The organism is Streptomyces sp. NPDC002181, assembly GCF_042890485.1.
In the GTDB taxonomy this organism is placed as follows: Bacteria; Actinomycetota; Actinomycetes; order Streptomycetales; family Streptomycetaceae; genus Streptomyces.
Window position 1 is genome coordinate 62,326 of sequence record NZ_JBIASC010000014.1, and the last position, 12,462, is coordinate 74,787.

Below are 12,462 nucleotides of genomic sequence, written 5' to 3' on the forward strand. Positions count from 1 at the left end.
ATCGACGGGTGCCCGCCGACGCCGTCAGCGGCGGCTCCGCCGGCCGGCAGCGAGGGAGCCGGGGGCAGCGGGGCGCGTGAGGGCTCGGAGGCGGTAGTGAGTGGCCGGAAAGGGCCGGTGGGGCGGCGTCGAAAGGGCCCGGATCGAGGCGTTCCGGCCACGCGGCCGGATCGACGCGGGAAGGGTGGTTCACCGGCATCACCGCCCGAGCGGAACCGGACCCCGGAGGCCCCATGGACCCCACCCCGTTCCACACCCAACCACCCTTGTCGCGCGGAGAGTTCGCGATCGAGCTGACGCGTCTGCGCGAGAAGGCCGACCTGACCGTCCGCGCGGTCGCCGCCCGCGTCGGCGCACCGGGCGCGCACAGCACCATCGGCGGCTGGTTCGCCGGCCAGAACCTGCCGTCGTTGGGGTCCCTGCCCCTGTTCCGCCGGGTGCTGCACGTCTGCGGGGTGACCGACGCGGCTGAAATCGAACGCTGGCTGGAACGGCTCGCCGAGCTGCGACGGTCCGGGGTCCTGCGCGTCGCGGGAGGCGCGTCGCCCTACCGGGGGCTGGCGGGCTTCGAGGAACGCCACGCCGACTGGTTCTTCGGCCGGGACGACCTGCGGGCGGTCATCGTGGACCGGATCCTCGCCGAAGGGGGCACCGACGTCCCCCAACTGCTCGTCGGAGCCTCTGGTTCCGGGAAGTCCTCGCTCCTGCGAGCAGGCGTGCTGCCCGTCCTCCGCGGTGAGCACGGCTGCACACCGCTCCTGCTCGCCCCCGGCCGCGACCCGATGCGCGCCCTGGTGTCCGCCCTGTCCGCCCTGTCCGCCGAGGACGCACTGGCCGCGGAGTGGGCGGATCTGGTGGGCGATCCCCTCGAACTCGCCGCACGCGTCTCGGCGGCGGCCCGGCGCGAGGGCGTACGCGTCGTCGTGGCGGTCGACCAGCTGGAGGAGGTGTTCACCGCGTGCCCCGACCCCGCCGCACGGGAGGGGTTCCTGCGGTGCCTCGCGGCCCTCCCCGCCCCCGACGTGCGCGTCACGGGCTGCCTGCGCGCCGACTTCTACGGCCAGGCCCTCGACCAGCCTTCCCTGGCGGCAGCCCTGCAGAAGGGTCAGACCGTCGTGGGCGCGCTCAGCGACGACGAGATCCGCGCCGTGGTCGGCGGCCCCGCCGCCAAGGCCCGTCTCGTCCTGGACGAGGGGTTCATCGACGTACTCCTCGCCGACTTGCGGGACTCCGGCCCCGGGGCCCTGCCCCTCCTGTCGCACGCGCTGCTGTCGACCTGGGAACGCGGCCGCGGCACTGCGCTGACCATCGCCGACTACCGCGCGGGCGGCGGCATGTCCGCAGCCGTCTCCGAGACGGCGGAGGAGGTGTACGCGGGACTGTCGGAGGCCGAGTGCGCACGCGCGCGGCAGCTGTTCCTGCGGATGGTCGCGGTGGGCGACGGGGTGCCCGACGCGCGCAGGCTGCTGCCGCTGCCCCCGCCCGTGGGGCACCCCGACCGAGCCGGAGACGTGTACGCGGTCCTGGAGCGCTTCGTCGACCGCCGCCTGGTCACACTCGACGGCGACGGCGCCAGGATCACCCACGAGGCGCTGCTCACCGCTTGGCCGAGGCTGCGCGGCTGGATCGACGCCGACCGGGCCGGACAGATCGTCCGGCAGGACCTGACGCGTGACGCCGACCGGTGGCTCGCGCACGGCCGCGACCCCTCGCTGCTCTACCGGGGCACCCGCCTGGCAGTGACCTCCGGCTGGGCTCGGGACAGCGGCCACGCCCCGGAACTCGACGCACGGGAGGGCGAGTTCCTCGACGCGAGCCGGCTGGCGGAGGACGGCCGGGTCCGGCGCGAGACGCGCGGCGCCCGCCGGCTGCGCCGGCTCCTCGTCCTGCTCTCGCTGTTGGTCGTCCTTTCCGGCCTGCTCACCGGTGTCGCTGTGGTCCAGCGCCGTGACGCGCAGGGACAACAGGCCGTCGCGCTGTCCCGGCTGGTGGCGGCGCGCGCCGAACGGCTGCGGGGCAGCGACCTCGCCCTCTCCGCGCAACTCGCTCTGGTGGCGTACCGGACGGCACCCACGGCCGAGGCCCGGGAGGCGCTGATGGACGCCTCGGCGCTGCCCGCCGTGACCCGGATACTCGCGTTCCGCGGCGTCGTACAGGCGGTGGCCCTCAGCCCGGACGGACACACCCTGGCCGCGGGCGGCCTGGACCACCAGGTCGCGCTGTGGGACCTGCGCGATCCGCAGCGGCCGCGACCCCTGGGGGCGGCGCCGGTCACGTTCGCCGACACGGTGTACGCGCTCGCCTTCAGTCCGGACGGCCGGCGGCTCGCCGCCGGGTCCGGGGACGGGACCATACGGGTGTGGGAGCCGTCGGCCCCCGACCCGGCGGCGGCCGGGGCCCGGTCGTTCAAGGGGCCCGATTCGGCCGTGTACGGGGTGGCCTTCGCACCGGACGGCAGGACGCTGGCCGCGGCGGGTGCCGACGGCGGGGTGTACCTGTGGCCGGACCCGGAGGTGACGGCCCCGTCGGCGGGCGCCGAGGGCACCTCCGCGAGCAACGCGGCGAGCAGCCCCGAAAGCGGCTCCGCGACCGGGACGCGCCTCACCGGCTTCACCGGGGCGGTGCACACGGTCGCGTTCCGCTCCGGCCCCGGCCCCGGCGCGGCCCTGCTGGCCGCAGGGGGCGCGGACGGCTCCGTACGCCTGTGGGACCTCGCCGATCCCGGGCACCCGCTCGCGTACGGACAGCCCATGACCGGAGCGGGCGGCCCGGTGTTCGGGCTGGCCTTCACGGCCGACGGCGCACGGCTCGTGGCCGGGAGCCAGGACCGGTCCACGCGGGTGTGGGACGTACCCGCCCCCCGCTCCGCGCCCGCCCCGCCCGCCGTGATCGGCGGGGCACCGGCCACCCCCGACGGCCCGGCCAGCTACGTCAACGCCGTCGCCTGCAGTCCTGACGGGCAGTGGCTGGCGACGGGCAGCGCGGACAACCAGGTGCGACTGTACGACGCCCGGACGCACGTCCTCGCCGGCGTGCTCCCGCACCCGGGCCCGGTCACCTCGATCTCCTTCCATCCCGGCGGCCGACAGCTGGTGACCGCCGCCGCCGACGGGACCGTGCGCCTGTGGCAGCTGCCTCCCCGCCCGCTCCGCGGCTTCCAGGGGACGGTCAACGCGATCGGCTACGCGCCGGACGGGAAGCTGCTCGCCGTCGGGGGGCGCGACGTACAGCTGTGGGACGTCTCCGACCCCTGGACCCCGCGCCCGGTCGGGCAGCCCCTGACCAATCCCACGGGGTACTCCGCGACCGTCTCCTTCTCCCCGGACGGCCGCACCCTCGCCGTGGGCGGCCGGGAAGGCAAGTTGTGGCTGTGGGACGTCTCCCGCCCCGACCGGGCCGAGCCCTACGGGGAAACCCTGACCGGCGGCACCGGAACGATCCAGTCCGCCGCCTTCGACCGGACGGGCCGGATCCTGGCCGTGGGAAGCGAGGGGCGGACGGTACGGGTGTGGAACACGGTGAACCCGGCGCACCCGCAGCTCTCGGCGGAACTGTCCGAGCCGACGAACTACGTCTATTCGGTGGCGTTCAGCCCGGACGGACGGTGGCTCGCCGCCGGCACGGTCGACAAGCAGGTGCTGCTGTGGCGGCTCCCGCAGGGCGGCGGCCGGCCGGTGATGGAATCGACCCTGAGGGGACCGGGCAGCTACGTCATGTCCGTCGCGTTCAGCCCCGACAGCCGGATCCTGGCGGCCGGTACCGCCGACCGGGACGTGTGGCTGTGGGACGTGAGCGGGGGCCACCCGCGCACCGCCGGGCCGACGCTGACGGGGCCGACCAGCTACGTGTACGCCCTTGCCTTCGCCCCCGAGGGCGGTACCCTCGCCGCCGCCAGTACGGACGGCACCGTGTGGCTGTGGGACACCGCCGATCCGCGGCGGCCGCGGCCCCGCACCGTACTGAGCGGCCTCGGCGGGAAGGCCTACGCCGTCGCGTACAGCCCGGACGGCCGCTCCCTCGCGGCCGGCGGCGCCGGCCCGGTCGCCCTGCTCTGGTCCCGCGACGAGGAGGAGATCGCCCGGAGGCTGTGCGAGCGCGCGGGTTCGGTCATCACCGCTCAGGAGTGGGCCCAGCTCGTCCCCGGACTGCCGTACGCGCCGCCGTGCCGGTGAACGGGCCGGCGGCCGGCCTGTACGGACTTGTACGGACCCCCGTACGGGCCTGGTCGACCTGCGCTCGATTCCTTCCCCCGGCCGCCGTCCGGATGGCTCTCTGGTGGAGCGCCGCCGGATCGGCCGGGGCGCCGCACACCACCGCGAGTCTCCCGAGGAGAACGACGATGCGCATGACGTCCACCACCCTGCGGTCCCGGGCCGGACTGGCCGCCGCCGCGGCCGCAGTCGCCCTGACCGGTCTGCTCGCCGGCGCCGGCGGCGCCGACGCGGCCGGCAGTTACATCTCGTCCAACAGCGGCGGGGCGAACGAACGCACCTGCGCCAACACCGGCTGCGGATCGCTCGGTTACCTGTCCAACGGGACCGGCGTCACGATGCTGTGCTGGACCGACACCCAGTGGGTCTACCCGCCGAGTTCGAACTACGCCTCGAACCGCTGGTTCCGCGTCTCCAGCTACGTGGGGACCGGCTACGTCCACTCGTCCCTGGTGGGCGGCCAGACCAGCGTCGGCCACTGCTGACGGTCCACCGGCCCGGCTCCCGGCTCCCGGTCCCCGGCTGACGCCGGGGGCCGGGAGCCGGCGCGTGCCGCTACCGGCCGGTCTCCGCGGCCACCCGTGCCGTCCGGGCCGTATCGGGTGGGCACGGTGCAGCTGCACCCCGCCGACCGGCTGCGTCCGGACGATCCCGCCGGCCACGCGGGTCCTTCGTGCGGCGAACGGGCCGACCGCTGCCAACCCCCCTTCCACGTGCCCGGGACCCGCCGGGGTACGCCCCGCGGACCGTGGGGGAGCCGTCAGGTCCTGGACGTCGTGGTGGTGCGGTTGGCGGAGCGCCGGTCGGGCGGGCGGTGGGCCACGGTTCGGTCCACCGGCGAGGCGGCGGTCGGCTGCGCAGGGTTCTGGCTGAGAGGCGGCGTGCGCCGTACCGACGCCCAGGAGCATTCCTGCCGGGTCGGGGTGGGCCGGGCAGGTTGCCGGCCGAGCGGACCGGCTCGGGCCGAGGCCGGTTCGGTCGTCCCGGCTCAGATCTGTTGACCGGTGGGGCGGACGAGGAGCTCGGCGATGGCGACGTGCCGGGGGCGGGTGACGACGTAGGAGACGGTGTCGGCGATGTCCTGGCCCTGGAGTCGTTCGATGTCACCCAGGTAGGCGCTGAGCTGCTCCTGGACGGCGTCGGGGTTGTGGGTGCGCAGTTCGGTGTCGACGCTGCCGGGTTCGATGACCGACACGCGTACGTGCTGGCCGGTCAGTTCCTGGCGCAGTGCTTCGCTGAACGCGCCGACCCCGAACTTGGTGGCGCAGTACGCGGCCGACATTCCGAATGCCACGCGACCGGCGACGGAACCGATGTTGACGATGTCGGCCACCTGGCGGGGGCCCTGGGCGGCAGCCTTCAGCAGGTGGGGGACGGCGGCGTGGGAGCAGTACATCAGCCCCATCAGGTTGACGTCGATCATGCGCCTCCAGCCTTCGATGTCGGCACCCGGAGCAGGGCCGAGCAGCATGAGACCGGCGTTGTTGACCAGGGTGTCCAGGCGGCCGAGGCCCGTGACGGTGCGTTCGACGGCATCCGCGGCCGCCTGGGGGTCGGTGAGGTCGGCGGGGACGACGAGACTCGTGCCGCCCTCGGCGGAGATCTGCGATGCGAGTTCCGTCAGCCGGTCCTCGCGCCGGCCGACGAGCGCCACGGCCGCGCCCTGGCGGCTGAGCTCGCGGGCAGTGGCGTGCCCGATTCCGCTGGATGCCCCGGTGACCAGGGCGACGGTTCCTTCGAGACGACGTGTCATTCCTTGCAGCCTTTCGACCACGGCCGCGGGTGCGCGGCCGTTGCGGGGGTGGGTTGGCGTGGGGCGGTCTCGGCTCGGTCCGGGCCGAGGGCACAATGGGGAGGTGAGTATCACCGGGCGGACCACGGACCCCATGCACGAGAAGGCGGATGCGGACCGGGCCAGGCCGCCCAGGGAACGGCTGGTCCGGGCGGCTTCCCGGCTGTTCTACTACGAGGGCGTGCGCGCGATCGGGGTGGAACGGCTGATTGCGGAGGCAGGCGTCACGAAGGCCACCTTCTACCGGCATTTCGCCTCCAAGGACGACCTGGTCCTGGCCTATCTCCAGACCAAGGAGACCTACTACCGGGCCGTTGCCGAGCCGCTGGCCGCCGGGCACCCGCCCGCCGAGGCGATCGACCTGATCTTCGAGGCGATCTCCCGGCATGCGCTGGAGCGAGGGTTTCGCGGGTCGCCCTTCATGAACGCGGCCGCGGAGTACCCCGATGCCGATCACCCCGTGCGCCGCCTGGTGGCGTCGCACCGGGCGTGGATCCGTGAACTCTTCGAGGACCTGCTGACCCGCCTCGGACATGCCGAGCCGCGATCGGCGGCCGGAGCCCTGCTGATGCTGTACGACGGCGCCATGGCCGCCGGCTATCTGGATGCTTCCGCAGGCGCCCAAAAGACGTTGCTGGATGCCGTCCGGCTCATCCGCTCGCGCAGCTGATCCGTTCACAGCACTCACCCTGCGCTCCGTTCGTGAGCCCCTGCCGGGGCAGGGGGAGCCGCGACCCAGTCGAAGAGAAAGACCGGTCGTTCTACCTGTTTCGAGACTAGCCCTCTCGCCCGTCTTGCGCCACCGATCTCCCTCAAGCCCCTTCGAGCCCCTTCAAGCCCTTCGAGCCGCCGATCGGGCGACTCGCGGCCGGCTGCCGCTTCTCCCTGCCATCCGGTCCGGGGAGGCCGGCAGGGCCTCCTCCGTAGCCGGTCGGCGGCAAGCAGCTGGGGGCCCCGCGGGGTCGGATCGATGCGCCGGCCCGCCAGGGTGCAGTAGTCGGTGTAGTGCTGAACGCGGGCGTTGGCCGCGGAGTCGGGGTTCCTGAAGCCGTCGGCCGTCGAAGCCGATGCCATCGCCGGCGGCACCGCAGGTGTAGCTCCAGGAGGGCGTGAGCGGACCGCGCCCCGGAGCACTGGTTGCCGGACACGCCCGCCTGCGGGGTGTCGTTCTCGTCGCCGTAGTCCTTGGACTCCCCGTTGCCCCCGTCGACGGGCGGTACTCCGCGCAGCCGCGAGCTGCGTCGTGGCCGGTCCGGGCGATGACGTACCCCGGATCGGCGAGGGCCTTCGACGCGACCAGCGGTTCCTCGGCGGCCAAGGCGTCGGCTCGGCGGACGGGATGGGTGAGGAGCCAGGTGAGTTCTGCGGGGAGCGGGACGGCGCCGTCGCGGATCACGCCGCCGATGCCGGGCATGCCGTTGACGGATTCCGGCACCCGCGCCGCGACGGGGGCCGCGCGCTTGACCCCCGCTGCCGGCAGTCGGGGCATCAGCGTCAATTCCCGCTCCGCCTAGGGCAGTTCTTTGCGGGCATGTTGCGAATTCCTGTGCCATCTGTGTCGGCAGGTATCGGGATCTTGTTCATCCCGTGAAGAGGTGGGCGGCGAATCCGACATGAGCGGCCGAACCATCATCTACGCCCCGTGACATGTCCACGGCCTCCTGAGAGTCTCCCTCCTCATCAAGGCATTCCTCCTTGCAGAGGTGGACGGCGATCCCGTCCAACTCCCCACGACTCTCTGGAGAATCCGCATGTTGTCGATCACCCCCGCCGGCGGCAGGGCACGCCGTCTCGCCCTCGTGTCCGGCGCAGCCGTCCTCACCGGCACCCTCCTCGCCGCCGGCACCACCGCCGCGTCGGCGGGCGCCGTCCCGGCGCCCGGCGAAGCCAACTCGGCTGCGGGCACCGCCGCTTCGCTCAACCTCGGTGGCGAGGAAAAGCTGGTCGTCAAGGACGTCATCAAGGACGCCGACGGCACGGTCCACACCCGTTACGAGCGCACCTACGCCGGCCTTCCCGTCCTCGGCGGCGACCTCGTCGTCCACCGCGGCGCCGACGGTGCCGTCACATCGGTCACCAAGGCCACCGAGGCCGACATCAAGGTCGCCTCGGTCACCCCGAAGCTGGCCCCGACCGCCGCCAACTCCGCCGCGGTCCAGGCTGCCGAGGCCGCGAACACGACGGGAGCCGCCACCGGTGACGCCCCGCGCAAGGTCATCTGGGCCGCCGACGGCAAGCCCGTCCTCGCCTACGAGACCGTCGTCACGGGCACCCAGCACGACGGCGTCACCCCGAGCCGACTGCGCATCATCACCGACGCCAACACCGGCCAGAAACTGTACGAGGCCCAGCTCATCCGCGACATAGCCGATGGCGTCACCGCCAAGAGCGGATCCGTGGCCGCCAAGGCCGGCGCCGCCGCGCCCGCCGCAGTCGGCACCGGCGCCAGCCAGTACAGCGGCAGCGTCACCCTCAACACCACCAAGACATCGACGGGTTACTCCCTGGTCGACAGCGTGCGCGGTGGCTCCAGCACCGTCGACCTCAAGCACAAGACGAGCGGCAAGGGCACGGTCTTCACCGACGCGGACAACAAGTGGGGGAACGGACTGCCCGCCAACAACCAGACGGCCGCCGTGGACGCCGCCTACGGTGCCGCTCAGACCTGGGACTTCTACAAGAACGTCCTGCACCGCAACGGCATCAAGAACGACGGGCGGGCTCCGGTCTCCCGTGTCCACTACGGCAACGCCTACCAGAACGCGTTCTGGGACGACCAGTCCTTCACGATCACCTATGGAGACGGCGCGAGCAACCAGCACGCCCTGACCCAGCTCGACGTGGCCGGCCACGAGTTCAGCCACGGCGTGACCTCCGCCACCGCGGACCTCCAGTACTCGGGAGAGTCCGGCGGCCTGAACGAGGCCACCTCGGACATCTTCGGCACCGCGGTGGAGTGGAACGCGAACAACGCCCAGGACAAGGGCGACTACCTGCTCGGCGAGAAGATCGACATCTTCGGCAACGGCAATCCGCTGCGCTATCAGGACAAGCCGAGCAAGGACGGCCGGGGCTCGGCCGACTACTGGAGCGCCGGCGTCGGCAACCTCGACGTTCACTACTCCTCCGGCGTTGCCAACCACTTCTTCTACCTGCTGTCCGAGGGCAGTGGGGCGAAGGACATCAACGGCGTGCACTACGACAGCCCGACCGTGGACGGCTCGACGGTCACCGGCATCGGCCGGGACAAGGCGGTTCAGATCTGGTACAAGGCGCTGACCGCGTACTTCACCTCCACCACCGACTACCACGGTGCCCGCGAGGGCACGTTGAAGGCGGCCGCCGACCTGTACGGCGCGAACAGTGCCGAGGCCAAGGCAGTGGCCGCCGCCTGGGCCGGGGTGAACGTCAAGCCCTGACCCCCGGAGCAAGCACGCGGCGCCGCACCGATGTCGAACCGGTGCGGCGCCACCGCGTTCTGCCCCGAACATGGCTGAGGAAACACGACAGGGACGAGGAGATACGTGGTCGGCAGCCGAGCCGTTCTGGACATGGCGGTACCTCGAACCAGTGGCGTCGGTATGGACGACGGGTCCTGCGCCGCCCCGGTGATCACCATCCTGCGGACTGCGGCCACCCGCCGCATGCCGCCGAGCCCGTCGGCTTCCGGCCTGGCCGTATGGGGATGCGGCCTTCCCTGACCTGCCTGGATCGCCGGCTCTGCGGGCCGGATAATCGACGACGTGGCCGTGGAGATGGAGCACAGCTGTGTGACCAGCCGTAGGGGACTGGATCGCTGCCACGCCGAGGTACTGGGAGAACAGATGCTGCTGCCGGACACATCCGATGCTGTCGAACGCAAAGACCGATTCGACTGGTTCTGTGAAACGGTGTCCAGCGATGTGATGCCCATCGCGCTCAGCACCCGGTATGCGGACGACTTCCGGGCGAGCCACATGTCCTTGGACCTCGGCGTTGCACGGTTGTCGTCCTTCGACTGCTCACCGGTGTTCTCGCGCCGCACCTCGGCACATGTCCGGCACGGAGATCCCGAGAACCTGCAGCTGGCTCTGATCACACAGGGCGCCTTCAGGATCTCGCAGAAGGGCAACGCGTCAGTGGTCGCGGGAGACCTCGTACTCACGGACACCTCGCGGCCGAGCGAGGGGGAGTTCACCGGTGTGCAGGCCGGGGCATTGATCATGCAGCTTCCCCGTCAGGCTCTGGCACTCAGCCCGGACCGGGTGGACCGCCTCCTCGCGCAGCGCCTGCCCGCGGGCACGGGATCGGGGGCAGTCCTCGCCGACTTCCTCAAAGTCCTGCTCACGCGCGGTCCACGCTGCAGCCCCGAAGAGCTGAGGGCGATGGGGTCCGTCACCGTGGACCTGGCCACCGCGTACCTCGCACGGCAGCTCGACGACCCCGGCCAGGCACCCGCCGAGGCCCGCGCACAGGAAGAACTGCAGCGGGTCTACCGCTTCGTGGAGAACAACCTCGGCGACCCGCGCCTGACTCCCCAGATGGTCGCCGAGCGGCACCACATGTCCGTGCGCCGGCTGCACGCCCTCTTCGGCGACCAGCCCCTGACCATCGGCGCGTACCTCCGCCAACGCCGCCTCAAGCGCGCCCACACCGACCTCGCGTCCGTTGAGCTGAGAGGCCAGCCCGTCCAAGCGATCGCGGCGCGCTGGGGTTTCCCCAGCGCCACCGGGTTCAGCCGGGCCTTCCGCGAAACCTACGGCATCACCCCCAGCGAACACCGTGCACTCTCCGTGGACACCCCAGTGCACTCAGAGCGCAGAAACACGGCACTCGACGAACCCACCCCGCCCACCGCCCGCGCCTAGATTCCAACCCGCCGTCATGGAACGCGTCGATGCATCTGTCGGGCGCGTGGGGTTGGCAGAGGTGGTCGTTGAGGTCACCGCATCGCTCCGTACAGGTCGTTCGAGTTGTCGAAGATTCGATCGATTTCCTGGCGGAGTGCGACAAGAATCTGTGTGTGGTCATTGGTCGTGCGGGCGAGCTTTCGCCACTTGCGCTGTCCGCGTTGGTCCCTGGACGCTTGGATCTCGAACTGATCCTGAGTCTGGAAGAGCACTGCGAGATGCTGCCCCAGTTCCTCCTGGACCTCGTCGCGCTGCAGCTCGGCCCGAGCCTCCAACTGCTGCCGGAGCGTCTGAAGGGATCGGATGTAGAGCTCGAAGTGGCCGAGGACCTGGGCCCAGTGGGCCGCAATGGGCGCTCCACCGCTGTTCCCGCCAGTAGCCAGGTCGGTGAGGCGCTGGTAGGTGCGGCGCAGTACATCCACCTCTTGGATCAGGTGCTTGACGAGCCTGCGTACGGCTGGGTTGTGCTCGCTCTCACGGGCGCCGTCGCGGACGTCTTCGTAGAGGGGACCCAGGATCAGGGCTGCTGCTCGCCTTACCCGCTGGGGTGCGGTTTCGAAGGTCCTCGCCGGGGGCTCGACCGCGTTGTTCTCCGAGGGTTCGACCGCGGGAGTCTGGTCGCAGTTCTGCAAGGGCCTCAGGTTCCTCAGGCCGACTTCGACGTCCAGCGCCGGCCCAACCGTTTCCAGGAGGCCGCTCTGGTGCTCAGCAAGCAATGCGTCGAGGGCAGCCTCGGCGTCGAAGTCCTCGCTCTCGTCACTCACCGGACGTCGCCTCCTTCCTCAGTGCCAAAATGGAAATCAACTTCTTCCGCCCCCGCACGTAGGCCTGCCGCACGGCAGCGGGGTCCTTGCGTAGCTCCTGAGCGGTCTCCTCGTGCCGGAAGCCGTCCAGCCGCCAGGCCACGGCCTGCCGTTCCGCGGGCGGCAGCCGGTCAAGCGCGGCGAGAACCGTCTTCTGCTGCTCGGTGAGCAGGACCAGGTCCACCGGGCAGGTACCCCCCGGGCGATCCGGTACCGAGTCCGTCGGCTGTGTGCGGGCCGTGGTCTGGCGCAGGTAATTGCGGTAGGCGACCGTGCGAAGCCATGCACCAGGGCGCTCCAGTTGGCGCCATTTGTCCGGTAGCAGCGTCTCGAAGGCCTCGTGTGCCGCGTCGGCAGCCTCATAGGGGCCGGCTCCCAGGTTCATGAGGAACCCGGTGATCCTGCGCATCTCGGTGCGGTAGAAGGCTTCGAAGGCTTTCCGATCGAGCTGTCGGGACTGTTGAGCCGCGCGCAGGGCGGCAGGTACCGCTCGGGCGGCGGGGGCCGCCGGAATCTCGGTCACGTCACTCCGCCCCGCTGTGGTCGGCCTCACCGATCAAGATCTCGATGGAGCGGTCAGGGGTCCGCTCGGAGATTCGACTGCCGGGCGGCAACGACCTCACCCGCTCCGAGAGACCCTGCTGGGCGAGCTCGACCCGGCGTACGTCAACCCTGTCCCGTGCCGCCCCGTACGCCAGCCTTGCGAAGAGCCCGAGCAACGGGATCACCCCCGCCACCATCGTCGTCATCAACATCGGATCCACGAC

9 protein-coding genes are annotated in these 12,462 nt (G+C 71.6%); 5 read left to right on the top strand and 4 right to left on the bottom strand.

What is annotated here, in order from left to right:
• Window positions 1-266 precede the first annotated feature (266 nt).
• Both ACFYXV_RS28455 and ACFYXV_RS28460 read left to right on the top strand, forming a co-directional pair.
• The gene (locus ACFYXV_RS28455; protein WP_389384374.1) at window positions 267-4,172 is read left to right on the top strand and encodes a helix-turn-helix domain-containing protein; all 3,906 of its coding nucleotides are present in this window, start codon (window positions 267-269) and stop codon (window positions 4,170-4,172) included.
• A 173-nt stretch (window positions 4,173-4,345) separates the two neighbouring features.
• Window positions 4,346-4,696: a hypothetical protein gene (locus ACFYXV_RS28460; protein ID WP_383496332.1), complete on the top strand. Its 351-nt coding sequence runs from the start codon at window positions 4,346-4,348 to the stop codon at window positions 4,694-4,696.
• Window positions 4,697-5,199: 503 nt separating this feature from the next.
• Here the strand turns inward: ACFYXV_RS28460 and ACFYXV_RS28465 are convergent.
• The gene (locus ACFYXV_RS28465) at window positions 5,200-5,964 is read right to left on the bottom strand and encodes an SDR family NAD(P)-dependent oxidoreductase (RefSeq protein ID WP_389384375.1); all 765 of its coding nucleotides are present in this window, start codon (window positions 5,962-5,964) and stop codon (window positions 5,200-5,202) included.
• A 133-nt stretch (window positions 5,965-6,097) separates the two neighbouring features.
• Between ACFYXV_RS28465 and ACFYXV_RS28470 the strand changes: the two genes are divergently transcribed.
• The 3 genes from ACFYXV_RS28470 (at window position 6,098) to ACFYXV_RS28480 (ending at window position 10,850) form a co-directional block, all read left to right on the top strand.
• Window positions 6,098-6,673 carry a TetR/AcrR family transcriptional regulator gene (locus ACFYXV_RS28470; protein WP_385465923.1) on the top strand — a complete coding sequence of 192 codons (576 nt, stop codon included), beginning with the start codon at window positions 6,098-6,100 and terminating at the stop codon, window positions 6,671-6,673.
• A gap of 1,081 nt (window positions 6,674-7,754) precedes the next feature.
• Complete coding sequence (locus ACFYXV_RS28475; RefSeq protein WP_389384376.1) at window positions 7,755-9,422, top strand: M4 family metallopeptidase; 1,668 nt, start codon at window positions 7,755-7,757, stop codon at window positions 9,420-9,422.
• Between the two features lie 324 nt (window positions 9,423-9,746).
• A complete protein-coding gene (locus tag ACFYXV_RS28480) occupies window positions 9,747-10,850 on the top strand; it encodes a helix-turn-helix domain-containing protein (protein ID WP_389384377.1) in 1,104 nt (367 codons plus the stop codon).
• Between the two features lie 74 nt (window positions 10,851-10,924).
• On the opposite strand, the gene ACFYXV_RS28485 is transcribed toward ACFYXV_RS28480, so the two are convergent.
• The 3 genes from ACFYXV_RS28485 to ACFYXV_RS28495 are packed head-to-tail and all read right to left on the bottom strand — an operon-like array spanning window position 10,925 to window position 12,459.
• A complete protein-coding gene (locus tag ACFYXV_RS28485) occupies window positions 10,925-11,656 on the bottom strand; it encodes a hypothetical protein (protein ID WP_389384378.1) in 732 nt (243 codons plus the stop codon).
• The gene (locus ACFYXV_RS28490; RefSeq protein WP_389384379.1) at window positions 11,649-12,218 is read right to left on the bottom strand and encodes an RNA polymerase sigma factor; all 570 of its coding nucleotides are present in this window, start codon (window positions 12,216-12,218) and stop codon (window positions 11,649-11,651) included. The genes ACFYXV_RS28485 and ACFYXV_RS28490 overlap by 8 nt, the downstream gene beginning before the upstream one ends.
• 1 nt (window position 12,219) lies before the next feature.
• Complete coding sequence (locus ACFYXV_RS28495; RefSeq protein WP_389384380.1) at window positions 12,220-12,459, bottom strand: hypothetical protein; 240 nt, start codon at window positions 12,457-12,459, stop codon at window positions 12,220-12,222.
• Between the last annotated feature and the right edge of the window lie 3 nt (window positions 12,460-12,462).